Annotated in this window: 34 protein-coding genes; 17 read left to right on the top strand and 17 right to left on the bottom strand. The window is 23.2% G+C overall.

Annotated features, from left to right (window positions below):
• The first annotated feature begins 82 nt into the window (after positions 1-82).
• Complete coding sequence (gene secA / locus AC6I4F_RS09105) at positions 83-2,467, top strand: preprotein translocase subunit SecA (protein WP_497873694.1); 2,385 nt, start codon at positions 83-85, stop codon at positions 2,465-2,467.
• 199 nt (positions 2,468-2,666) lie between these two features.
• Here secA and AC6I4F_RS09100 read toward each other — a convergent pair whose 3' ends face one another.
• The 4 genes from AC6I4F_RS09100 to AC6I4F_RS09085 all read right to left on the bottom strand — a co-directional run bounded on the left by AC6I4F_RS09100 (position 2,667) and on the right by AC6I4F_RS09085 (position 5,474).
• Entirely contained in the window at positions 2,667-3,527 is an 861-nt protein-coding gene (locus AC6I4F_RS09100) for an IS1595 family transposase (protein WP_497873693.1), read from the bottom strand.
• A complete protein-coding gene (locus AC6I4F_RS09095; RefSeq protein ID WP_497873692.1) occupies positions 3,502-3,939 on the bottom strand; it encodes a hypothetical protein in 438 nt (145 codons plus the stop codon). Before AC6I4F_RS09095 ends, AC6I4F_RS09100 begins: the two co-directional genes overlap by 26 nt.
• Before the next feature lie 1,042 nt (positions 3,940-4,981).
• The gene (locus tag AC6I4F_RS09090) at positions 4,982-5,263 is read right to left on the bottom strand and encodes a UPF0236 family transposase-like protein (RefSeq protein ID WP_497873691.1); all 282 of its coding nucleotides are present in this window, start codon (positions 5,261-5,263) and stop codon (positions 4,982-4,984) included.
• Complete coding sequence (locus AC6I4F_RS09085; protein ID WP_497873690.1) at positions 5,241-5,474, bottom strand: hypothetical protein; 234 nt, start codon at positions 5,472-5,474, stop codon at positions 5,241-5,243. The genes AC6I4F_RS09090 and AC6I4F_RS09085 overlap by 23 nt, the downstream gene beginning before the upstream one ends.
• Positions 5,475-5,491: 17 nt before the next feature.
• On the opposite strand from AC6I4F_RS09085, the gene AC6I4F_RS09080 reads away from it, so the two are divergent.
• The 3 genes from AC6I4F_RS09080 (at position 5,492) to AC6I4F_RS09070 (ending at position 6,888) form a co-directional block, all read left to right on the top strand.
• A complete protein-coding gene (locus AC6I4F_RS09080) occupies positions 5,492-5,698 on the top strand; it encodes a hypothetical protein (RefSeq protein ID WP_497873689.1) in 207 nt (68 codons plus the stop codon).
• Positions 5,699-5,790: 92 nt separating this feature from the next.
• Complete coding sequence (locus AC6I4F_RS09075) at positions 5,791-6,336, top strand: hypothetical protein (protein WP_497873688.1); 546 nt, start codon at positions 5,791-5,793, stop codon at positions 6,334-6,336.
• A gap of 12 nt (positions 6,337-6,348) precedes the next feature.
• The gene (locus tag AC6I4F_RS09070) at positions 6,349-6,888 is read left to right on the top strand and encodes a hypothetical protein (RefSeq protein ID WP_497873687.1); all 540 of its coding nucleotides are present in this window, start codon (positions 6,349-6,351) and stop codon (positions 6,886-6,888) included.
• On the opposite strand, the gene AC6I4F_RS09065 is transcribed toward AC6I4F_RS09070, so the two are convergent.
• On the bottom strand, positions 6,866-7,687 hold the full coding sequence (locus tag AC6I4F_RS09065; protein WP_497873686.1) for an IS1595 family transposase: 822 nt from the start codon (positions 7,685-7,687) through the stop codon (positions 6,866-6,868). The genes AC6I4F_RS09070 and AC6I4F_RS09065 overlap by 23 nt on opposite strands.
• 22 nt (positions 7,688-7,709) lie before the next feature.
• On the opposite strand from AC6I4F_RS09065, the gene AC6I4F_RS09060 reads away from it, so the two are divergent.
• From AC6I4F_RS09060 to AC6I4F_RS09015, 10 genes are all read left to right on the top strand, one after another.
• The gene (locus AC6I4F_RS09060; RefSeq protein ID WP_497873685.1) at positions 7,710-8,621 is read left to right on the top strand and encodes a hypothetical protein; all 912 of its coding nucleotides are present in this window, start codon (positions 7,710-7,712) and stop codon (positions 8,619-8,621) included.
• 2 nt (positions 8,622-8,623) lie between these two features.
• A complete protein-coding gene (locus tag AC6I4F_RS09055; RefSeq protein WP_497873684.1) occupies positions 8,624-8,917 on the top strand; it encodes a hypothetical protein in 294 nt (97 codons plus the stop codon).
• Positions 8,880-9,713 carry a hypothetical protein gene (locus tag AC6I4F_RS09050; RefSeq protein WP_497873683.1) on the top strand — a complete coding sequence of 278 codons (834 nt, stop codon included), beginning with the start codon at positions 8,880-8,882 and terminating at the stop codon, positions 9,711-9,713. Before AC6I4F_RS09055 ends, AC6I4F_RS09050 begins: the two co-directional genes overlap by 38 nt.
• Before the next feature lie 281 nt (positions 9,714-9,994).
• Positions 9,995-10,576 (top strand): hypothetical protein, encoded by a 582-nt coding sequence (locus tag AC6I4F_RS09045; protein ID WP_497873682.1) that lies wholly within the window; start codon positions 9,995-9,997, stop codon positions 10,574-10,576.
• Between the two features lie 57 nt (positions 10,577-10,633).
• Complete coding sequence (locus tag AC6I4F_RS09040) at positions 10,634-11,146, top strand: hypothetical protein (RefSeq protein ID WP_497873681.1); 513 nt, start codon at positions 10,634-10,636, stop codon at positions 11,144-11,146.
• 3 nt (positions 11,147-11,149) lie between these two features.
• Positions 11,150-11,305: a hypothetical protein gene (locus AC6I4F_RS09035; protein ID WP_497873680.1), complete on the top strand. Its 156-nt coding sequence runs from the start codon at positions 11,150-11,152 to the stop codon at positions 11,303-11,305.
• Between the two features lie 229 nt (positions 11,306-11,534).
• Positions 11,535-11,789 (top strand): hypothetical protein, encoded by a 255-nt coding sequence (locus tag AC6I4F_RS09030; protein WP_497873679.1) that lies wholly within the window; start codon positions 11,535-11,537, stop codon positions 11,787-11,789.
• Positions 11,767-12,306, top strand: a complete 540-nt coding sequence (locus AC6I4F_RS09025; protein WP_497873678.1) for a hypothetical protein — start codon at positions 11,767-11,769, stop codon at positions 12,304-12,306. The genes AC6I4F_RS09030 and AC6I4F_RS09025 overlap by 23 nt, the downstream gene beginning before the upstream one ends.
• 441 nt (positions 12,307-12,747) lie before the next feature.
• The gene (locus AC6I4F_RS09020; protein WP_497873677.1) at positions 12,748-12,873 is read left to right on the top strand and encodes a hypothetical protein; all 126 of its coding nucleotides are present in this window, start codon (positions 12,748-12,750) and stop codon (positions 12,871-12,873) included.
• Between the two features lie 322 nt (positions 12,874-13,195).
• Positions 13,196-14,335: a hypothetical protein gene (locus AC6I4F_RS09015; protein WP_497873676.1), complete on the top strand. Its 1,140-nt coding sequence runs from the start codon at positions 13,196-13,198 to the stop codon at positions 14,333-14,335.
• Positions 14,336-14,377: 42 nt separating this feature from the next.
• Here the strand turns inward: AC6I4F_RS09015 and AC6I4F_RS09010 are convergent, their stop codons facing one another.
• Both AC6I4F_RS09010 and AC6I4F_RS09005 read right to left on the bottom strand, forming a co-directional pair.
• Positions 14,378-14,821 carry a transposase gene (locus AC6I4F_RS09010; protein ID WP_497874697.1) on the bottom strand — a complete coding sequence of 148 codons (444 nt, stop codon included), beginning with the start codon at positions 14,819-14,821 and terminating at the stop codon, positions 14,378-14,380.
• Between the two features lie 254 nt (positions 14,822-15,075).
• Complete coding sequence (locus AC6I4F_RS09005; RefSeq protein ID WP_497873675.1) at positions 15,076-15,198, bottom strand: hypothetical protein; 123 nt, start codon at positions 15,196-15,198, stop codon at positions 15,076-15,078.
• An 82-nt stretch (positions 15,199-15,280) separates the two neighbouring features.
• On the opposite strand from AC6I4F_RS09005, the gene AC6I4F_RS09000 reads away from it, so the two are divergent.
• Genes AC6I4F_RS09000 through AC6I4F_RS08990 form a run of 3 tightly spaced genes read left to right on the top strand, consistent with a single transcriptional unit; the run spans position 15,281 to position 19,476 of the window.
• Positions 15,281-16,576, top strand: coding sequence for a hypothetical protein (locus tag AC6I4F_RS09000; protein ID WP_497873674.1), 1,296 nt, complete (start codon positions 15,281-15,283; stop codon positions 16,574-16,576).
• A complete protein-coding gene (locus tag AC6I4F_RS08995) occupies positions 16,563-19,286 on the top strand; it encodes a hypothetical protein (RefSeq protein ID WP_497873673.1) in 2,724 nt (907 codons plus the stop codon). The genes AC6I4F_RS09000 and AC6I4F_RS08995 overlap by 14 nt, the downstream gene beginning before the upstream one ends.
• Before the next feature lie 28 nt (positions 19,287-19,314).
• Positions 19,315-19,476, top strand: coding sequence for a hypothetical protein (locus AC6I4F_RS08990; protein ID WP_497873672.1), 162 nt, complete (start codon positions 19,315-19,317; stop codon positions 19,474-19,476).
• A 332-nt stretch (positions 19,477-19,808) separates the two neighbouring features.
• Here AC6I4F_RS08990 and AC6I4F_RS08985 read toward each other — a convergent pair whose 3' ends face one another.
• From AC6I4F_RS08985 to AC6I4F_RS08940, 10 genes are all read right to left on the bottom strand, one after another.
• On the bottom strand, positions 19,809-22,217 hold the full coding sequence (locus AC6I4F_RS08985) for a hypothetical protein (RefSeq protein WP_497873671.1): 2,409 nt from the start codon (positions 22,215-22,217) through the stop codon (positions 19,809-19,811).
• Positions 22,218-22,342: 125 nt separating this feature from the next.
• The gene (locus tag AC6I4F_RS08980) at positions 22,343-22,534 is read right to left on the bottom strand and encodes a hypothetical protein (protein WP_497873670.1); all 192 of its coding nucleotides are present in this window, start codon (positions 22,532-22,534) and stop codon (positions 22,343-22,345) included.
• Positions 22,534-22,662: a hypothetical protein gene (locus AC6I4F_RS08975; protein ID WP_497873564.1), complete on the bottom strand. Its 129-nt coding sequence runs from the start codon at positions 22,660-22,662 to the stop codon at positions 22,534-22,536. The genes AC6I4F_RS08980 and AC6I4F_RS08975 overlap by 1 nt, the downstream gene beginning before the upstream one ends.
• Positions 22,662-23,144, bottom strand: a complete 483-nt coding sequence (locus AC6I4F_RS08970) for a hypothetical protein (protein ID WP_497873669.1) — start codon at positions 23,142-23,144, stop codon at positions 22,662-22,664. The genes AC6I4F_RS08975 and AC6I4F_RS08970 overlap by 1 nt, the downstream gene beginning before the upstream one ends.
• A complete protein-coding gene (locus AC6I4F_RS08965) occupies positions 23,137-23,547 on the bottom strand; it encodes an ERF family protein (RefSeq protein WP_497874696.1) in 411 nt (136 codons plus the stop codon). The genes AC6I4F_RS08970 and AC6I4F_RS08965 overlap by 8 nt, the downstream gene beginning before the upstream one ends.
• Positions 23,548-23,589: 42 nt before the next feature.
• On the bottom strand, positions 23,590-23,859 hold the full coding sequence (locus tag AC6I4F_RS08960; RefSeq protein WP_497873668.1) for an ERF family protein: 270 nt from the start codon (positions 23,857-23,859) through the stop codon (positions 23,590-23,592).
• Positions 23,860-23,877: 18 nt separating this feature from the next.
• Complete coding sequence (locus AC6I4F_RS08955) at positions 23,878-24,039, bottom strand: hypothetical protein (protein ID WP_497873667.1); 162 nt, start codon at positions 24,037-24,039, stop codon at positions 23,878-23,880.
• Between the two features lie 2 nt (positions 24,040-24,041).
• Positions 24,042-24,164 (bottom strand): hypothetical protein, encoded by a 123-nt coding sequence (locus AC6I4F_RS08950; RefSeq protein WP_497873666.1) that lies wholly within the window; start codon positions 24,162-24,164, stop codon positions 24,042-24,044.
• A gap of 4 nt (positions 24,165-24,168) precedes the next feature.
• A complete protein-coding gene (locus AC6I4F_RS08945) occupies positions 24,169-24,330 on the bottom strand; it encodes a hypothetical protein (RefSeq protein ID WP_497873559.1) in 162 nt (53 codons plus the stop codon).
• Between the two features lie 8 nt (positions 24,331-24,338).
• Positions 24,339-24,461 (bottom strand): hypothetical protein, encoded by a 123-nt coding sequence (locus tag AC6I4F_RS08940; RefSeq protein ID WP_497873665.1) that lies wholly within the window; start codon positions 24,459-24,461, stop codon positions 24,339-24,341.
• Positions 24,462-24,710: the final 249 nt, after the last annotated feature.

The raw sequence follows: 24,710 nt of genomic DNA, 5'->3' as shown, positions 1-24,710 counted from the left end.
TGTTAAAATAATAAAGATTTTATTACTTTACAAGTAATAATAAGTATAAGTAATAATAAAGAAAAAAATGGTGATTTACTTTATGTGAGATCGTAAAATTTTACGAAAAATTAATAAACAAGTTAAGGAAATAATTAGCCTTGATGAAACAATGAGAAAAATTAAAGATGAAGAATTAGCAATTAAAACAGTTGAATTCAGAACCAGATTGGCAAAAGGTGAGACTTTAGATGATATTTTAGTTGAAGCTTTTGCGACAATTAGAGAAGCAGCACGAAGAATTAGTGGATTACATCCATATCCTGTTCAATTAATTGGTGGTATTGTTCTTCATAATGGTGATGTTGCTGAAATGCGAACTGGTGAAGGAAAAACTTTAACTGCTGTGATGCCAATTTATTTAAATGCTTTAAGTAGTAAAGGTGTTCATGTTATTACTGTTAATGAATATTTAGCAGCAAGAGATGCTGAATTAAATCGACCAATTTTAGAATTTTTGGGAATTACTATTGGCGTTAGTCTTCGTAATCATTCTACTAATCAAAAACGTGAAGAGTATTTAAAAGATGTTACCTATACAACTAATTCAGAATTAGGCTTTGATTATTTGCGTGATAATATGGTTAAGGTTTATCCAGAAAAAGTTCAACGTCAGCTTAATTATGCTATCATTGATGAGGCGGACTCTGTTTTGATTGATGAATCAAGAACACCTTTAATTATTTCTGGTGGTTCAAAAAATCGTACTCCTTTATATCAAGCATCAGATGTTTTTGCAAAAACTTTAATACCTGAAGATTATAAAATTGATTGAGAATCACGTCAAATTGCATTAACAGTAACGGGTGTTAATAAAGCTCAAAAACAGTTTAATTTAAAAAATTTATTTGATATTGATAACTCGGAATTATTTCATCATATTCAAAATGCACTTCGTGCTAATCATGTTTTCAAATTAGATGTAGAGTATGTTGTTAAAGATGGTGAAATTGTGCTAGTTGATCAGTTTACTGGTAGATTAATGCCTGGTAGAGTATATAGTGATGGACTTCATCAAGCTTTACAGGCTAAAGAAAATGTTACAATTCAACAAGAAACAACAACAGTAGCTACTATTACTTATCAAAACTTTTTCCGTTTATATAATAAACTAAGTGGTATGACAGGAACTGCTAAAACCGAAGAAGAAGAGTTTGTAAAAATTTATAATATGAGAGTAATTAAGATTCCTACTAATAAACCAATTATTCGAGAAGATAAACCCGATCATGTTTTTGCTTCATTAAATGCTAAATTTAAATCTTTAATTGCAGAAGTTAAAGAACGACATACTAAAGGACAACCAATTTTGATTGGTACTGCTAATGTTGATGTATCAGAAAGAATTGCTAATATGTTAACTTTGGAAGGAATTAAGCATGATATTTTAAATGCTAAAAATCATGCTCGTGAAGCTGATATTATTGCTAGAGCTGGTGAAAAAGGTTCAATTACTTTAGCAACCAATATGGCAGGACGTGGAACAGATATTAAACTTGGTAAGGGTGTTATTGAACTTGGTGGCCTTGCTGTATTAGGTACTGAAAGAAACGAAGCACGAAGAATTGATAATCAATTACGTGGAAGAGCCGGAAGACAAGGTGATCCTGGATTTTCACGATTTTATGTTTCAATTGAAGATGATTTGATGTTACGTTTTGGTGGTGAAAAATTAAAAAAAGCTTTTGCAAGTTTAGGTGAAGACTATATTAGATCAAAAATGTTAACTAGATCAATTACTAGAGCACAACAAAAAATTGAAGGTATGAATTTTGATGCACGAAAAAACTTATTAGATTATGATAATGTTATTGCTCAGCATCGTGAAGTTACATATCATCAACGTGATAATATTTTACTTGCTGATGATTTATTAGATTTAATCAAAAATATGCACAGAACAGTAGCGCGTGATTTACTAAATATTTTTAATAAAGTTGTTGATAGAGAACAGTTTATTGATTATGATGAATTAGTTAAAGGTATTGAAAATAAATTAATTAAACCTAATGATTTAATAGCAGAAAAGTTAAATCGATTAAGTACTGAAGAAAATATTGATTTAATTGTTGAAAAATCTTATAATTTTTATCTTGAAAAAAGAGAAAAATTAAATGATGTTATTATAAAACAAATTGAAAATAGTGTTATTTTACAAACTTTTGATCAATATTGAATTAATCACATTGATGCTTTAAGCAAACTGCGTGCAGGAATCCATTTGCGTGGTTATGCGCAGTTAAATCCCTTACAAGCTTATATTGAGGAAGCTTCAAAATTATTTAATCGTATGAAAATCAATGTTGCTCATCAAGTTATTATTATGTTACATAGCATTGATCCAGAACAACATCAGGTTCGTGGTGGTCAAGATGTATTGGATACAGTATTAGCAAGTAATGTTGAAACTAAAACTAAAATTGGATAATTAATCTTTATTTAAAAAACTAAGTATTAAAATACTTAGTTTTTTAAATATATTTTTTTTATTCTATTTGATTTTTTTCTTTATGTTTTCATGACTTCTTTTTAAATATGTTTGGCTTTTCTCCCTTTATGTACTATTTTTAAATTTTATCACATAAATGGAGATAAAACCCTATCTAGGAAATTATCCCCACATGTATCTAAATCAAACACAAAATTATAGTTTCAAAACTAGGTATCTTATTGAATTTATATGCAGCTTCATTTGCATATAAATGAATATTGTGTTTTGAAACTTTTATGTGTGTTCGAAAAGTTCGTGGGATGTGTTTTCATGCAGATTCAATCTGGTTTGTGTTTACACCTGTTGATGACACATACCCAACTTCATGATTTACGATTTCATGTTTGTGATAGAAGTTTTTGAAACTTCCATATCCCCTCCAAGAATCCGTAAATAGACAACACCCAGTAGAAATGTGTTTCAATGCAAATCATAAAAAGTTTTTCTCATCTGCTTTTTTCAATACTTTCACAATTAGTTTGTTGCTGGTTTTCTCATAAACTCCAACAATCAAGGTTTTAAAAAACAAGGATCTTCCTTGTTTTTTAAAACCTACATGTGAAAGATACATTTCATCTATCTGTGCTGTGCCATCATCAATGAACCCTGCATCTTGATTCCAAATTCTAGTTCTGATTTCATGACCCGTTCTTCAAGTTGTTTTATATGTTACACCCAATTCCCTTGCAACATCTGTTGATGGTATACCATGCTTTGTGTTTATTCATCTAAAGATGAGATAAAACCAAGATGTCAAAGTTGTTTGTGACTTGTGAAAAATGGTGTCATGAAGAATACTAAATGTTTGATGACATTTCAAACATCTTATTCTTCTCAAATCAGAAACATTCAAAATAGAAGAAGCACACCCGATACATTTCATTACTTTCAACTTCGCTATATATTTCAAACAATCGTTTTCATTTTGAAATATGCTATTGAATTCATTTCAATTCATTTTTTCCTCCACACTAGTACATGTGGGGATAATTTCCATATGTTTTCATTTTTTTACTGTCATAAGTGACTGAAGTTGTTCAATGGAGGAAATTATTACCTTTAGTAACAGCATTATTATTATTCATGGGTACTAAATTTTTAATATAATTAGTTCCATCTGCTGTGGTGGGGCGTTCATAAATAATAGTTCAATTTAAACTTTCAATTGAATCATTAAGCTTCGGTTGTGCAATAAAATTATGTCAAAACATTAAGGCACCCGCATAATCTCGACGGTATAATTGTGGATTAAAATTATTGATAATTTTTCCTTTATTTCATACTTCTTCAATTTGTTGTGGTGTTCATATTTCTTGTTCATTATTATTATTATTATTATTATTTGTTGAATAAGTTATGTTTTGATTAATTTCACTTTGTGAATATAGTGCTTTTGCTTCTAGTGACATATATTTCTTTTTTCTACTTTTTTTAATAAAGCATATACAAGAAATTATTAAAACTATAAAATAAAAAAATTCTAATCCTCATGGAATAATGAAAAATAGTTTTTTACGAATAGTTATCACAGAAGCAAATTTATAAAAAGAAGCATATCCACCAAAGGAAAAAAATAAAATTGATCCAATAATAAAAAATAATGATATTCATAACATAATTCTAGTTAATATTAGAGAAATAAAATCATTATTTTTAAAAAGATAAAAGGAAAGGCAACAATACCTAAAATTATGAAGCCAAACCCAAATACTGCAATTGTCAGAGTTGGAAAAGTTAAATTGAATTTAAAAAATTTCTTAGTGATTAAATTATCAATAAGGATTAATAAATCAGTAGTTTCTCTTTTAAAGAAAATAATTCATAAAAATCAACTAATTATTAAAGTTATACTTGTTAATCATGAAAAAATTATAATAAGTCAATTATTATAATAGTTAATACTTTTCTTTGTTGAATAATTATCATCAACAGTTTCTTTAAATATCTTTTTTTTATTTTTAAAAACCTTATAATATTTTATTGTTAATCAGTTCTATTAATTTTTCTTTTTTCATAATATCTCTCCCTTATTGGGTGAGTAAAGTTAATAGTTATAATTTAATTTTCTTTAAATAAAAGACAACATTAAATTATTAAATTATTAAATTATTAATTTTTAGTTATATTATATACCTTTTTACATTTATAATCAAGTGTTTTAAGTTATTATTTTACAATTATCTAAACTAAAAATTCCTAACTATTTAGGTTTAAATTTATTAAGTTTTAAAATATTAAAGTAAAAGATTTAATTTATTAATTATTGCTGAATTAATTATAAGCATATTATCAAGTACTTTATCATTATAAATTTTAGCACCATATCCTTTTAAAGATTTAACTAAATGTGATACATCGCTTTCAGAACAAACTCCTTGATTTCAATTTTCTTTTTGATTTATAACTCCTTCTTTATTATTTTTAAAATATTTATATATTTGCTCATCAACTTTATTTTCTTTTAAAAAAATCTAATAATTGATAATATTCACCATTAACAAATAATTCATATGCATTTGTTAATTTTTTATTATTTACTTTTCTATTAATAATAAATCCTTTTTTAAGTGCTTTAAATGCATGATGTCTATCAATTACATAATGAATATTTTCATTTTTAGCAGTAGTTTTAATTCAAGGCGCACCATCACCAATAAATACTAAACTACTTTTAGAATAAATATATTGTAAATCAAGAAATTCATAAATTTTATCAATTAATTCTTTGACCATTTTTAGTTTTCATATAAGTAATTTTTTTATCTTTTAAAACATTTCTACTTTTAGTATATTTTTCTAAATCTTTACCTTTATTTGCACTAATTTTACGAATACGATTTTTTTGTTTTTTATTATCAAATAAAGAACTTATAAAACAATCATCCATATTTACAAATAATTTTTCATTTGGTAAAACTACTTTTTTTCTTTCGCTACCAGACAAAATGACAACAAAATTTCTTGAAAGATTATGATAAAGCATGTCAAAAAATTGCTAATTATTTATTACGAAATGCTATGAAAGACCCAAAATATCAATGAGAATATTTAAGAAAATTTCATCCAGAAGAATTTGATGATTTACAAAATAATTTAGAAGAAAATAACTCAAAAAGTAATATAATTATTAATCTTTGTGAACCAAGAAAAATAGAAAATAATGATTAAAAACCTATAATAAATATAGGTTTTTTCCTTTATTTTAAAAGATAAAAATGATATAATATAATAAAGCGATTATTAAACAAGGGATCATTTTTATGTCTAATTTTGAAGTTAAAGAAAATAAAGAAACTTATACTTTTGAAGAATTACAAGAAACTTCAAAACAACAAAGAAATGTTGTATATTCTCAAGCAAAAGATGAATTTCTTAAAAAAGAATTAGAACCTAAATTAAGTGAATATGAAACAAAAATAAAAGAATATGCAAATAAAATTAATAGTTTTGAAGAGCAACAATTATTTTCTAATATTAAAGATACTAAAAAAGTAAATTTAATTAAAAATTTAATGAGTATTGATAATTATAAATCTTTATCTAAACAAGAAGCATTTAATAAAATAAATGAAGATTATAAAGATTTTTTAATTGATAAAATAGAACCTATTAAACAAGAAAATAAACTTAATTCAAATGATTTTAATCCTAAAACTCTTTTAGATTTACATACAAATAGTATTAATCCAGAAGAATTAGAAAGGAAATTAAATGAAAAAGCAAAAACTACAGGTATTACTGATGTTAATGAATTAGAAAAACTTGTAAATTTAGCAAGAGGAAATGCATTTCAATCTATTAAATAGAAAGAGGATAAAATGGCAATTCCACAAATACCTAAAGCATTTATTATTGGTAGTAATTCTCCTACTGAAAATGCTTTTTTAAGTGTACTTGAAGCACAAGTTCGTGGTGAATTAACTGCTGAATTAAGTACTTTATTTATGATAAATACTGTTACTGCTGACCAAATAGCAAATATTAGTGGTGTAGCAATGGCAATTTATAGAGCAACTGTTCGTGTATTATGAGGTTCAACATGAGATGAATTTACTGGTACTAAAAGACAAAAAGGAATAGTTAAAACAACAACATTAATTATTGATAAAGAATTAACAATTGATTTTAATATTCCAGAATTTGATATTGAAAGATTTATGACTTCACCAGCAAATGTAGCAACACAAATTGTTTCAAATTGAACAAGTTCATTTATGAGAAATTTAAGAGAAAATTTTGAATTAATATTGGCTTTTCTCCCTTTATGTACTATTTTTAAATTTTATCACATAAATGGAGATAAAACCCTATCTAGGAAATTATCCCCACATGTATCTAAATCAAACACAAAATTATAGTTTCAAAACTAGGTATCTTATTGAATTTATATGCAGCTTCTTTTGCATATAAATGAATATTGTGTTTTGAAACTTTTATGTGTGTTCGAAAAGTTCGTGGGATGTGTTTTCATGCAGATTCAATCTGGTTTGTGTTTACACCTGTTGATGACACATACCCAACTTCATGATTTACGATTTCATGTTTGTGATAGAAGTTTTTGAAACTTCCATATCCCCTCCAAGAATCCGTAAATAGACAACACCCAGTAGAAATGTGTTTCAATGCAAATCATAAAAAGTTTTTCTCATCTGCTTTTTTCAATACTTTCACAATTAGTTTGTTGCTGGTTTTCTCATAAACTCCAACAATCAAGGTTTTATTCAGCAAGGATCTTCCTTGTTTTTTAAAACCTACATATGAAAGATACATTTCATCTATCTGTGCTGTGCCATCATCAATGAACCCTGCATCTTGATTCCAAATTCTAGTTCTGATTTCATGACTCATTCTTCAAACTGTTTTATATGTCACACCCAATTCCCTTGCAACATCTGTTGATGGTATACCATGCTTTGTGTTTATTCATCTAAAGATGAAATAAAACCAAGATGTCAAAGGTGTTTGTGACTTGTGAAAAATGGTGTCATGAAGAATACTAAATGTTTGATGACATTTCAAACATCTTATTCTTCTCAAATCAGAAACATTCAAACTAGAAGAAGCACACCTGATACATTTCATTACTTTCAACTTCGCTATATATTTCAAACAATCGTTTTCATTTTGAAATATGCTATTGAATTCATTTCAATTCATTTTTTCCTCCACACTAGTACATGTGGTGATAATTTCCTTAATATTTTTACAAGGTACAAAAGATTATGCAATTGCTAAATCATTAGTATTACCTTTAAATTTAAATAATATGACTAAAGAACAAGCATTAAATGCTTATTATACAATTGGAGAAAGAAATAATAAATTAATTAAAAAAGTAGATGATATTACAGTTGGTATTAATAAAGTAGATTTAACTGGTGCTGGTGGTATTGATAGTAGTTTTAATCTTGCAAAAGCATTTATATTATTAAATTATGGACAAATTGCAGCAAATACTTTAGCAACTGGTAAAAGATATACAAATCAAATTATGGTAATGGAATTTTATGAAAGTTTTTATTTAGAACAAGATTTTATTCATGATACTGTTTCTGTTATGAATTTAGAAAAAGATTATAAATTATTAGATTTATTTGGTTTATTTTATAACAGATATATGTGAGGTATGCCTATTTCATTTACTAAAGTAAGAAATAAATTAGATAATGCTACAGATAATATTCGTATTATTGGTAAAGCATTATATTCATTACCAGCAGCAATAATACCTAATTTAATGTATATTATTCAAGAAAAAATGCCAACAATAGATGAAATTAAAGAAGCAAGAGCAAAAAATTATAAAGTTGATACAACTAATATTAACGCAACATATCAAAGTACTGATTATGATAATATGAATATTTTAGATTTACAAGATGTAATTTATTATAAAAATTTAGGAAAAATTACTATGGCAGGAACTACTCCTACTAATGATGAATTAGAAACTATAATAATAAATATTGGTAATAATGGTTATGAAAAAGGTAAAACAACATTTAGTAATATTACATCAACAAGTGCTATTATTTCTGGTAATAATAAAGATTATTATGGAACAGTAAAACTAGAATTTACTAAAAAATAATTATGGAATTTATATATAAATATTTTAATGAAAAAGCACATATTACTATTTATTCTCCTAAACCAGAAGATTTAACTACAAGTAATGATATAAGAGCAATTTTATTAGATGAATTTCCTAAATTAAGAAATGATTATTTTATATTAAGTGATGTACATGATAATTTTGCTATATGTGTTGGAAATAATATAAATTGTCAAGGAACAGTTAGAATTCAAATTAAAAAAACTAATCAATTATTAAAAGGAGAAAATAAATATGCCACAACAAAATTCTGAGAATACACAATTGAGTAACTATACTTTATTAAAAATAATACGTTCTTCAATAAGTCCATTATCTGGTATGATAGGTATTTCTGCATATTATGGTCAACTTATAGGTAATCCAATATTAGGTTCAATTAATAGTTTATTATTTGGTAAAAAATTAGGTTTAGATATATGAAATTTAAATCAAAGACCAACTGCTAAAACTAAATTAATTAATAGTAGTAAAAAAATATTATTAGGATTAGGAACAATTGGTTTAGAAAATTATAGTAAATTTACTAATTCTTCAATTAATCCAAATCCAACAGAAAATCCAATAACAACTACTACTGTTGACCCTTTTCCACCAGATTTATTATTAAGTACTACTAATACTACTGATAATCATTTAATGGATTGAGATACATATATTTCATTAAATGCTTATGGTATTTCAAATCTTATTAGTGGAATTCTAGAATTAATTCCAAATAGATTTGAAACTATACGTAAAATAGCAAATATGGCAACTGGTGGTTGTTTAATATCTTCTGGAGTTGCTATGGGTATTAATAATGATTTTAATAATGCTTATGCCATTCCAACTATTGTTGCTGGTGCAAGTGAAATTATTCATAATTTATTACCTATGGAAAGAAAATTTGATGTAGAAATGCAAGAAACAAGTTTTACAAATGAAACAGCACAGTTAATCAATGATAATAGATTTTCAATTAATAGTGAAACAAATACTCAATATGGTAGTGATAATATGAGCGAAGTACCATTAAATGATGATAATGGTTCATTAACTTGAGATTATAATCATATGAGTTTATAACGTTTCCTTTAATTATTGAATGAATATATTATGCATTAGCAAGTAATGATATTAAATTAGCATTAATAAATGCTTTAAAAAATTATTATAAAAATCAATCATTAAAAGCAGTATTTTATAGTGAAAATGTTAATGAAAATGAAATACATCAACCTTATTCATTTTTAAATCCAAATATACTTAAAAAATTAATAAGTATATTAAAACCAAGTGAATTAAGTATACTTCAACATGAAATTAATAAATTTAAAAATCCAATAAATAGTTTTAAAAAATCTATTATGCCAACAGAAATTAGAACAGTTAAAAATTATGTAAATAAATTTAATAATTTATTTAAAGAAAATGAAGAAGAAATACCAGATAATGCATGAGAAGTATTATCAAGTTCATGATTTAAAAAAGAAAGATTTATTGTTGATAATAAAAATTTAAAAATTGGAACTTTAACAACATTATTTCAAAGTGATAATGATAAAAAACAAATATGATATGGTCCATATACTTATCCGACATTTCCACAAGAAATATGAATATTAATGACACAAGCAAAAGGTAAAAATGGTACTGGTGCTGGAACTATATTTTGAAAATTTTGAAATAGAAAATGATTACCAAGTAAATTAAGAAAATATGTTAAAAGTGAATTAGCAAAAAAAGGTAAATATTATGGTTCACAAGATACTAGTGTAATTTATCCAAATAATATTAATGTACAAAAAACTATGAATTTTATTAATAGATTAGAAAAGGGATTTTTTAAATTAAAAGAATATAAAACTTTATCTAAAAATGAAATAGGAAGTAATCAATGAAGATATGAAAGAAAACAATTATTAAAAAAAATCTTTACATACAAATAAATATATAAAAATTAAAAGAAATTCTAATTTTTATAAAACATGAAAGTAGGTGATTATATGGATATAGATTTAACAAAACCAATTAAACCAATTGGTATATGAAATACTATTAATCCAATATCAAAAGATAATAAAGAATATAAAAGATTAAATAAGATTTGATTTAATAAAAATAGTACTCATATAGATAAAATTAAAATTTTAATATCAAATATTTTAAAAATAACAAGTCATATTATTGGTATGTTAATAACATTATTTTTTACAATAACACCTTGATTAATACCTAAAATACCAATAGAAATGGGAATAAGTAATTATACTAATCAATATAATTTTACTTGACCAGACCATTTAATATTAACTTTATTTCCTATGTTTGGTCATATTGGATTAAATTTAGTAACTAAATTAGGTAATTATGGAAAATTAATTAAATATTTATTAATAACTATACCAATTATTATTACAAGTCCTTATTTAATATATCAATATAAAGAAATTAAAAAACATAAAAAAGAATGTCATTTATGTAAACAACATTCAAATAAAATACAATCGGAGGAATAAAAAATGAATTTTTCAATAGAATTAATATCAGCAGTAATAGGAGGAGCAGTTGCTAGTGGAATATGTATTACTTTAGCATTTCTATTATTTGGCAAATCAATTAAAAAATCAAAACAATCAAATTTAGCAAAAGAATTAAAACGTAATAAAGAATTATAATTTATTACAGCAAATATTAAACAATTAAATACTCATTTACAATTAGAAACTACATCAACTGCAAAATTACTTGATAATTTTAATGTAGATAAAGAACAAGTAGATAATTTTTTTTTATTACAAAAATCTAAAAAGAAAGAATTAACTGAAAAAGATAAACAAAAAGCAACTAAATTTAAAATTTAAAGGGTTTAAATAACCTTTATTTTACATTAAGGAGTAAATTATTATGGCTATTAAAGACCCAATTTTATTTATAACAGTTCAAGAATTTAAATCATCTAAATATTTTAATGATTTATTATTTGATAAAGTTACTACTCCAGATAATGAAATTTGATTTGCAACATCTGTAGCAATTAGTAATATTGATTATTTAAGTGGTTTTACTATTTCAAAAAAATGACCAGAAATAACACCAACTGATTTTACTGATAATATTCAAACAGCAACTACTCATTATGTTAGATTTTTTATTAACTAAAGATGTAGATTATTTACGTGGTCAAGGTTCAATTAGTCAAGGTGGATTAACTTATAGTGAAACTAATCCAGATGATCATTATTTTATACCACCAGAAGTATTTAATTGTTTAAGAAAAATTAAAGAATATCCAAATATTAAAGGTTTTAAATTAAAAGATATAGAACCACAAAAAAATAATTGATTTAATAAATTTATTTCAAATTGTGGTGAAGATAGTCCATTAAATGCATATATACCATATAATAATATAAAATCATTAGATTTTAGAACTAAAATTACTATTAGTCATCCACAAAATTTATTAAGACCAATAGTTAATATTGATACTACTGGTATTAAAACAGATATTGATAATTCATTATGAGAAGTTGATAAAGATAATCCTAATTTTATTAAACCAAAAGATGATAAAGGTATTGATGTTAATGGTAAAAGAATAATTGATGTTGGAACTCCTACATTTTTAAGTGATGCTAGTACTAAAGAATATGTTGATATAAAAATAGATGAATAATGTGGATATTTAGATACTATTAAACAAAATAAATTAACAGCAGGTAAAAATATTACTATTGATGATGATATTATTAGTGCTAATGGTGGTATTGGTGAATCATTATGAATAATAGACCCTAATTCTCCTAATATTATTCAACATAAAGAAAAAAGAATTATTACTTCAAATAATACTATAATTGTTGATATAGGAGACCCTACACAACCACAAGATGCTGTAAATAAAAGATATGTTGATAATAAAATACAACCAATTCCAAGTATTCCACAATGAAAAGAAGTTGGAACAAAAGTTAATATAAATCACATTAAATATATTTTTAAAACAAATACTAAATATAAAATTTATTACAATTTTTAAAGTCAAACAAGTATTAAAAAATTTGCTTTTATTTGTAAAGAATTTTTATATGGTGAGTTAAATACTGAGGTTCAAACTTTGGATTGAGATAATATTAATGGTAGAATAATGCTTTCTTTACAAATGCAGAAGGATACAATTGCTATTGTTAGTGACCCTATAAGATATGGTCAACTTTTAAAATTAGAAGAATTACAGGAATAATATTATTAATAAAGAATTTACTTATTTACATGAAATTAGTTATTGATTATTAAATAAAAGTGATTTTACTCATAGTGAATATAATTTAAGTGGAAGTAGATATTCAAGTAAAACATATAGTATTGCTAATTCAATTAAAAATAATAAATCAATTGCTATATATTGTTTTAGAAAATTAAATAAAGATATTAATGATTTAGTTAAAGAAATATATAATGCTTTAATAACAATTGGATTAAATGATTATAAAGATTATAATTTAAAATATCCAAATAAACAAGAAGATTTTCGTTTTAAAGGTTCAAAATCATTTATTAGAGTTATGGGTGTATATAGTAATAGTAATGATAGAATACCTTTAAAAGGGCTTTCTAGAAGTGAAATAAAAGGTTTTGATTTAGCAATTGAATGATGTGAAGAAGCAAATGAATTTAGTCAAGCTGAATTTCAAGCAATTACATTTGCATTAGGTAATGCTAAAAAAATAATTAAAATTAGAAGTTGTAATCCAGATAATATTTATCAATATTTTATTGAATATATTAATAAAATAGTACCTTTTAATTTAGAAATTATGAAAACTAATAATGAACAAATTAATTCAGTATTTGATAATAATATATTTAAATTATTTCATTATTCAAATTGAAAAGTAAATGCTCATAATTTAACATTAGATATGATTAATGATTTAGAAGAATTAAAAGTATTAGACCCTATTAAAGCACAAAGTTGATATTATGGTGTACCTAGTGTTTTACAAGGTGCTATATTTGCAAGATATTTAGATAAAGTAAATACTAAATTAGATTTTCAAGTAGAAAGATTAACTGGTGGATTAGATATTGGTATGGCAACAAGTTCAAGTGGTCATCCTACTGCTGGAAGTTTATGATTTATTGGTGAAAATGAAAATAGTAGAAGAGCGCATAAAGAAAGTGAATTTTATCATAGTAATGTTACTATGCAATATAAAGATACTGATACTTTAGCAAATGATATTATTAATTATTATTTAAATGAAAGTAAACGTTATATAGCAATGTTATTTGGTTTTATTTGTTATGTTGATTATGGTAATGGTGGATTAGTATTTATTGATGTTTTAAAAAGTTGAGTTAAAAAACGTAATATAACATGATTAAAATTTATAGCAGTAGATAAATCAATTTTATATTTAAATGATAGAATTGATTTTACAACAATTTGTATGCTTAAAAATATTATTAGTTTTAATTGAGAAAAATGTCCAGAAACTAAAAGACAATATAGTTTAATGCAATGATTAGATAAAAAGAAATTAGATAGTAATAATAATACTCCTAAAATGTTAGATTTACATTATGATACTTGAGATAGTGATATTTATGCTTTAATGCATGAAATGAAATGATTAATTAATGGTATTAATAATAAATGGCTTTTATCCCTTTATGTACTATTTTTAAATTTTATCACATAAATGGAGATAAAAGCCTATCTAGGAAATTATCCCCGCATGTATCTAAATCAAACACAAAATTATAGTTTCAAAACTAGGTATCTTATTGAATTTATATGCAGCTTCTTTTGCATATAAATGAATATTGTGTTTTGAAACTTTTATGTGTGTTCGGAAAGTTCGTCGGATGTGTTTTCATGCAGATTCAATTTGGTTTGTGTTTACACCTGTTGATGACACATACCCAACTTCATGATTTACGATTTCATGTTTGTGATAGAAGTTTTTGAAACTTCCATATCCCTTCCAAGAATCCGTAAACAAACAACACCCAATAGAAATGTGTTTCAATGCAAATCATAAAAGGTTTTTCTCATCTGCTTTTTTCAATACTTTCACAATTAGTTTGTTGCTGGTTTTCTCATAAACTCCAACAATCAAGGTTTTATTCAACAAGGATTTTCCTTTTTGAATAAAACCTACATGTGAAAGATACATTTCATCCATCTGTGCTGTGCCATCATCAATGAACCCTGCATCTTGATTCCAAATTCTAGTTCTGATTTCATGACCCATTCTTCAAGCTTTTTTATATTTCACACCCAATTCCCTTGCAACCTCTGTTGATGGAATTCCATGTTTGGTGTTTATTCATCTAAAGATGAGATAAAACCAAGATGTCAAAGGTGTTTGTGACTTGTGAAAAATTGTGTCATGAAGAATACTAAATGTTTGATGACATTTCAAACATCTTATTCTTCTTAAATCAGAAACATTCAAACTAGAAGAAGCACACCTGATCATTTCATTACTTTCAACTTCGCTATATATTTCAAACAATCGTTTTCATTTTGAAATATGCTATTGAATTCATTTCAATTCATTTTTTCCTCCACACTAGTACATGTAGGGATAATTTCCTAATAAATTATTAATTAATAAAAATAAATTTAATGGTGATGAATTATGATAAATACAATGGAATATTTAAGTTGTGATAAAAGTAATTGATATATTGATATACCTATGATTATTGCTCAAAAATCAACTAAATTATGATTAGGTAAAGGTTTTTTATTTAATTCAAGTAAAAAAGAAATATTAGATTATTTAAATGAAATGAATTTAAAAGATAAATGATTAGAAAAATTTTATAAATTTGGTTTACAAAATAGTTTAATGGGTAAAGTATTTGTTATGATTATAGTTAATGAAGATAATAGTAAATCACTTAAAATATTACCTAATAGTTTTTGTGGTAGAGTTGCTAAATATAATGAACAAGAACAATCAGCAGAATTTTATTTTATTAATGAACAAGCAGATAGTGCAACTTTAACATGAGTAACAATACAAAATGGAAAAGTTAAATATGAAACATATAAAGATAATAATAAAGATATTATTTTAGTTTCTACAAGAACAAAATTAAAACCAAATATTATTCCATTAAAAATTTATGAAATTAAAAATCCATTTAATTATATACCTATTTTTGAAATAACAAATTTACCAATAATAAATTTATATGGTAATGCAACTACTTTAAATGCTTATCCAGATTGTACACCAGTATGAGATTTTATTTGAGATTTAAATCGTGTAATTAGACAAAAAAGATTAGAAAGAGAATTAAACGTTACTACTTTATTTGCTGCATTAGATAATGAAACAGTTAAAGAAATGCAAGAAAATGGTAATATTGCAGAAAATCCTAAAAAAGATATGTTTGTTAATGTTGGTAGTGCTGGATATGATAAAAATGGTAATGGCGGTATGCAAATTATTCAAGGTGACCCAAAATTTAATGAATATTGATTAGATTATAATGGTACTGCTAAAGCAATATTTAATGGTGCTGGTTATGATTATGATGAACATGGTAATGATGTTTATACTAATAAAACACAAAGTATGTTTAATAATAAATATGATATGGAAACTACAGAAATAAAAATAGCATTTTATAGTGCTTATTTTTATCGTATATTTGATTTATTACTTATTAGTGAAAATTTATGAAATGGTATTGGAGAAAGACCTTATAGTTTTAAATTTATTCCAATTGCTATGACTGACCAAATAGTACAAGACCAAATTATTAATTCAAGATTAAATAATGGCACAATGACAATAATTGAAGCAATTGGTGAATATGATAATATTGACCAATTAATGGCTGAAAATAAATTAGAAAATATTATTAATGAAAATCAAAAATTAAATAAAGATTTAGGAGATAATGAAAATGAGCAGACATAAACAAATACAATTAATGAAACACGCTCACATGAGATTAAATATGCAACAAATAATGATTAAAAAACAATCACATTGAAAAATATTTCCATTTATTATAAATAATGGTGCAATACCTTTAACTGAAACTGGTTATAAACCAATTAATAGTAAAATAAGTTATTTTGGTCAATATGAATTAATATTAACTGGTAATACTCCAGTTGTATGTATTTGAAAAAATAGTACAAAAATATATCAAAAAAATAAAGGTAAAATTGACCCAGTAACTCATAAAGTTACAGGTCAAGATGAATTTTATACAAAACAATATAAAATTGGTGATTATTGAAATGCTTATTTAATTGATGATACAAGTGGTGTTGATTTTAGTAATTTACCAAATAATCAAATATTTAAAACAGTACAAACTAAAAGACAATATACTTTAGTAATGTTTGAAGAACATATTACAATTGATGATTATTTACAATTTTTTTGTGTATTTAATGATGAAAATGAAAATATTGGTGGTAATAGTGGTAAAAATCAAGATAGACAATTATTATATATTTCAAATGTAACAAATTATTATAGTCCTTATAATGGTGCATTTATTATGCAATTTTTAACTTTTAGTAGTTTAAATGATATAGTAGTTTCTAGTGGTCAAAATACACTTGATTTTGTACAATATGCAAGCCCGGGTAGTGGTTATGCTTTTACTACTATTCAAAAAGGAAAAGTAACATTAAATCGTACTTTAATGAAAGATATAGGAGTAAGATATAGTCATAGACAAAGTTATGGATTAGAATTATTATCAAGTTGTTATTATTATGTAAGACCAATAATACAAGGTCAAGAACCAATACAACAAAATAATGAAGAAATATTTGAAAGTAAAGTATTTGCTTCAAGAAGATTATTTATTGCTGGTAATAATGAAAAATCTACAACTAATATTAAAAATAATGGTGGTTTACTTGCTGGTATAAATGATAAAATAACAACAAGTAGTCATCCAGAAACAACATTTTATAATATTATGGATGCTAAACCTACTGGATTTACTAATTTTAAAAATTTTACAGAATGATTAAAAACTTCATTAAATTTTCAAGATAATTTATTTGTAACAAAAGATTTTAAAGGTATGCTTTCTTTTGATAAAGATAAAGCAACAAAAAGTAATGGAACAGCAATTGGTAATGCTAAATTCTTTTGAGATTCAGAGTGAAATATAAATAATATCTCTGGTAATTATAATGTAGATATGAGTAGTAATTTTAAATATAAAGACCCAGATACACATTTAATTATAGGAAGTTCAACTGTTGATTATAGTAAAATATCACAAAAATATATGTCAGCAATATTAAATTTTAATATTGTTGTATTTTCTCCATTAATACAAATGCCTTATGATAGTAATCAATGATTACCTTTTGCATTAAGTGATATTCCTTTAATTGTTAAATTATTAAATTCTTTAACATTAGGTATATGAAGTAGTTGAGTTATTACTCAAAATATTCGACAATATAAAAAAATGTTATATTTTAATGGTTTTATGAGTGCATTTTTTACAAGTAATTTAGAAAGTATTATTGGTAATGGTGGTTTAATTCCATTAAATGTATTTACAAATAATAATGATTTTACTATTGGTAAATTATTAGGTGCTAATGTTTCAACAACTGCTATGACAATGAAATTAAGTGATAGAATAAGTGTTTATCCATGAAACCCTACTACTGGTAAGAAATTAGAAATTAAAGAACAAATATCAACTGTTGATTTATCACAAAAGAAAAATAATAAAGTTTATATTTTAGCAGAAGATACTGAGTTTTTAGATATAGCAAGTCCTTTTACAAATGAAGATACTAATTGTCAATGAAATCCAACAGCAAATGATGTTATTGATGGTTCAAATTATGCTTATATTATTGATACAATTGTAACTCAATCATTACATCAAGGTGAAGAAAGACATACATTTTATAGTGATAATCCTTTTACTTATCAAGGTGATTATAATGAAATATCAGTTGCTCAATTTCGTTATAATAATATGGGTTATTTGACTAGTAATGCTTTTAATTGAACTACTTTATATAAGTTAAATCATGATGAATATGAAGAAAGTGAAGAAACTACTTTTAGTTATCCAGCAAAAATATTACCACCAAGTCCACAAAATATAGAAAAAACAATAATTATTAATCCAGATTTAAAAATAGAAATGACAGCAAATAATTTACCTTTAACAGATACAAGTTCAATACCGGTGAAAGATAATCTTGATAATTGATGAAATGTAAATTCAAATAAATTAGTTAATTGTGAAGTTGATTTAAAATCTTTATTAGACCCTACATTATTAATTAAATCTTTTAATGATTTAAAAAGATATTATAAATCAATTACTTTTTATTATAATTATGATATTAAAACTATTGAGAATATACATAATGCACAATTTGAAGCTAATTTTTCTACAACTGAAACTTTTAAACCTGCGAAAAATGAAGATACAAGTATAACTATTGATTTAAAAGATTTAATTTTAAGAAATTATGCAACACAAAATACTATAGATGAAATTTTTTGAGGTCATGCAAATAATCAAGATAGAACAGGTATAAGTTATATTTATGGTAAAACAACTACTGATTATAATTTTAATAGTTATGATTTTACTTTAAAGGAAAAAAACTCTTTCAGTTAGTAAGATTGTAAATAAAAATTCGATTGGTATGACTATAAAAGATAATAATTTAAAATGAACATTTTATTTGCAAGGAACATTAGCAAAAATAGAAGGAAGATATAATTTAAATCAAGGAATATTTTATGGAGAAAGATTTATATCTAATATTAAATCAAATGTTTATAAGATTATTTTAAATACAAGATAAAAAAAGTTACCTATATGGTAACTTTTTAATTAGGTGCCAACCTAATCATATACAGTTAGAATTATTATACTTACTTATTTAGGTAAGTTTAGTTATTATACATTAATATTAAAATTATCAAAAAATATTATTTTCTTTTATTATATAATAAACAACAACCTAAAATTAAACCAAAAATATTTAATGAAATAAATAATAATAAAATTCCAAGTGCATTATTTTTATTACATAATTTTATACCAAAAATTGTTAATAGTAATCAGATTATAACACCAATTATTATAATAATTGTAATAATACTACTGTCCATCTTTATCTCTTTTTTTATTTTATTATAAACTTGTTATATTACTTTTAACAAGATTAGTATTATTAATTACTAGTAAATTTTGTTCATTATTAATTGATTTTGAGAAATCATTATTTCATTCAATTTCATTTTTTATTTCTCTTTTTTGTTTTGAACTTGTATCTAAGTCATCATTATATAATCTAATTCCATTACCTAATTTTATATCACATCATTTTCATCTAGGGCAATATTGTAATGTAAATACTTTTAAATAATAATTATCGTTTTCTCAATATCAAGTTAAACCAAATCTTTGATTTACTATTTCATAATTGGATATAGTTGTATCTTTAAATTTTTGTAATATTTGTTCTTTATTTGGTGATACTTGGTTTTTTGTATTTTCAATGATATCATGAAATTCATTATTTCTATCTTTTAAAAATTTTTTAATACTTTTATTTTCACCATTTAATTCTCATTTTTGAACATCACCAGTACCTGATGCACAATTATTAGTATAAACTCAAATTTTGTTTCCCCTTCAAAATGAAGTCATTGTTCCTCAACAATTATTATCAACATCGCCCAAAAAATCTATTTTTTTATAATTTAAAGGATTTATTTTATTTAAATTTAAAAGTTTAAATTGTGTATTATAATCATCTGAATCTGATTTAAAATTAATTTGAACATTACTTTTATAATCATTATAATACAATTTTATCTCTTTATTTAAATCACAACTTTCAGCATTATTTAATATTTCTCCAAATAAAAGACCATCATTTGAAAGTCTATCTGTTCTCAAAAAATAAATTTCATTTCTTTTTGTTATTATATAAAATTTATCTTTATCAAATACTTTTATACTTGTTACTTCTTCATCAATATTATTAAACTTTTGAACATCACCGTTACTATGAATTAAATAAAAACCATTAGTTGTACCAACATAAACCTCTCCTGATGTTAATTTACCTTTATTATTTTCATCTAAAATTTTTATTGTAGTTATTTTTCCTTGAATTTTATCAATTTGTGGTTTTAAATCACAAAATTTTTCATGTCAATAATTATTATTTGTTATTTGTCTTGCTTGTCTTCTATTACAATTATTTAAATTTGGTTTAATAAAATAAGATAATATAATTCTAATATTGCTATGTGCCAGAATATTTGTAAGTTGATTTATTGGCAAAATTAATATTCTTGATAAGAAATTTACAAAATTTTCATCGTCTCTTCTTCTTAAATAGCCAAATTCAGTCAATATATTTCTTGATTCTTGATTTGAATTTGGATTAGGTCTTCTATCATTTGGAGTTGAAAGTAAATCTATTATAAGAGATTGAGTACGAGATTCTTCACTTCAATTAACTAATGTATTGTAAATAGGATTGCGATTATTACGTCCTAAAGTAATATATTGATTATTATTAACTAATTGTTGAATAATATGAGTATGAAGTGATCAAAATCTTAATGATTCTGCAGTAACTAAAATTACATCACCCAAAGATCTAGCTAAATTCCCTAAAGCACCTTCTATCAAAATTCCTTGCTCATTAAAATTATAATCCATACGATTTATCAATTGAAAAAAAGAACCAAAAATATTACTTCAATAAATATTTTCATCGTTTTCACGTATCATATCCCTGTAATCTGGACTAATTCCATTTAACACTATATTATTTTGTATTCCTTCAATTCGTTCTAAAAGAGGAATTGAACCATCTCTAACAGCTTGTGGTTGCATATTCATATTGATATTTCTAAAATCAAAATGATAATAATTATTATTAACTATAAATCCTTGAAGATATAAATTATCTGTTCTTAAAACTAATTCTAAATTATTTTCAATACTTTGTGTATTTTGTTGTCATCGAATTGCAACTGGTAATCTAAAATAACCATAATTTGATTCAGGATTTAAAGCAAAAATAGTATTATCTTCAAAAATAAAATTAGCATTAACTAATACATTTAGATCTCTAATTCTTGTTAATACTCCTCTATCAACTAATTCATTAATAATAGTTTGAAAACTAGTTTGATATTCTATTCGATTATTTTCATTAATAATTAATTTTTCATTTAATTTAAAAATTTCTTTAGATGGTCTTGGATTTGGTGTAACTTGTTTTTTAATTCTTTTACTTTTTTTATGTCGATGTTTATGTTTACTTGTTTCTAAATCTGTTTGATAAATTGGATTAATATTTTGATTTGTTTCATTTAAATTATATACTTGATAATTACTTATATTTGTAAAACTGTTTAATTCATTTATTGATTCTAAACTAGTGGTATTGTTGTTAGCTCAATCTTTAATCTTTTTATTATCAATTGACTTAGCATTAATACCTTGTGTTTTATCATTAAATAATGGTGCAGTTAATACTCATAATTTAAATCAATAACTTGGATTAAAATATTTCATTTTTTTATACCTCTTTCCTCTTTATTTTAAAAAAAATCCCATATAGTTTAAAATAAAGTAATGAGTTAAAAACTTATATTAAGTTTTATAATTTTATTATACACCATTATTTTTTTTATACTTGTTTAAACTTTTTTATAATATTCTTTTATTTCTTTAACTTTATTTTTAAATTGTTTTTTATGAAAAAAACACATATTAAAAAATTGTTCTATACTACTTTCTATATCTAAATTTTTTAAAGTAACTAATACTTTACTATTACAATCTTTAACAATACATTTAAGTAATACTTTTTCTTGTTTTTGTTTTTGCATTAATTATTATCCTTTTTACAATTACATAAATTAATTGATATGTTTAATTGTTTTAATTTTTTTAAATTTTCTGATGATTCAATAATTGCATTTTTTGTAAAAATATCCATATCAAATTTTAATTCCATTATTTATTCTCCTTATTTAAATAATATCAACCAATTAATAACCTATCTGCTTCATCATGATTATTAACTGTTATATTTCATTTATTTTCTTTAATAATTTCTTCAGCAACATATATACTTAATTCTTTATCTCAAGGTCTTAATCAAAAAATTGGTGGGTCATAATGTTCATATCATTTCTTTCATTCACTTGGACTTATTAACATATCTTTTGTTAATAATTTATTAAATGTTCCTGCAATAAATCCACGTAAATGTTCTTGAGTTCCAATACCATTTTTTGAATGAAAAGTACCACGTTCCATTAATAAATCATATTTATTCATATCAATTAAATAACTTATTTGTTTTTGTATTTTTTCTCAATCATAATTATAATTTTTAAAAATATAACTATTTATTCATATTGGTTTTTTATTTTCTCATAATGTAAATCCAGTATTTTTTATTGATGGGTCAATTGAAAGTAAATAATTATTCATAATTTCTATACTCATTTTTATTATTATTTTTTAAATTTTTAAATCTTTCACGAATTTCTTTAAATTTATCAAATAATACTTTTAAATAATTTTCACCCATTAATATTAAAAAATCTTTATTATTACTTGAATTTAATTTTTCCATATCTTCTCTTATACATTCATCAAATAAAACTGTATTTGTAATCATATATTTTTCAAAATAATCTAATTGTTTTTGACTTGGTTCTCATTTTTCATTAGATGTTTTTATATTATTAACGTAATTATTTTGTGGTTTATTATTTTGAATTAAATTAACACTATCATTATCTGGGTCAAGTTCATCTTCACTTAATAAAAGTAAATTCATTAAGAAATATCTATAAGCATAAGTTTCTGCACTACCTTTTGCTTTTGCTATATCTGTATTTTTAGCACAAGCAAGTATATCAAAATATTTTAATTATTTATCATTATCTAAATCAATAATTATATATCTTTTAAAATAAGTTATTTCTACTTCTTTAGTATCTAAATAATTTATTTTTCTATCAGTTGTTAATATATATTCATGTGTAATAACAATATTTAATTCTTTACATAATAATTTAAATTTATTAAAAATACCACTTAATAATCAATATTTATAATTTCCAAATTTATTAAAAGCATTTTTAGGTGTACTACCAATTTCTAACTGTAATTTAAGTATTTTTTTATATAAATTATTCATTATAATCACTCTTTCTATTTATTGCTTTTTAATTAAACTTCTTATAAAACCATTAATTTTCATATTTTTTTCTTCACAAATTTCTTTTAATTTTTCATAATCTTTTTCAGTAAATTTTAAATGAATAATAATTTGTTTAATCATTAAATCTTCTGGTTTCTTTTTAGGTGCTGCTGTCATATTTATTCACTACTTTCTTCTTTCATAAATAATTCTTTAATTCTTTGACCATATTTACCATTTTCTATATCTTTAAAAAATATTTGTAAATCATTTTTGATATCTTGAAAATCTTTATTTTGCATATTATTAAACTCCTTTAAAATTTTCTAATTGTAATTCATTAATATAATATTCATATAAAGAATCTCAATTATTTGATGTTAAATACATATCTTCTTCAATCATGTCATTAATACATTTATTACAATAATATGTATTTTCTAATTCACTAAATCATATATTTTTCATTATGAATATTACATTTCATTATTTTTACCAATTAATTTATAAAAACATTTATTACAAGTTCTATTTCCATATGATGAATTTTTATGACAAATATCACATGAACCTTTAATTCTATATTCTCTACATTCCATAATTATTAATCCCTTTCTATAATTTTTAATATTTCATCTATTTCAATATATTTTTGATTTTTAAGTAATTTTTCATTACATAAATTTTTAATTAATTCTATTTTTTCAACATTTAATAACATATTAATTTCTTTTAATACTTTAAATAAAATATTTTTTCATTATGAGTATTTATATCTTTCATTGGTGTAACAATATAATTAATTGCTAAATAATTATCGTTATATGGATTATTTATTTTAAAACTTT

It is taken from the genome of Spiroplasma ixodetis, assembly GCF_059729505.1.
The sequence above is the reverse complement of the archived record's forward strand: the minus strand, read 5'-3'. Positions and strand labels throughout refer to the sequence as shown.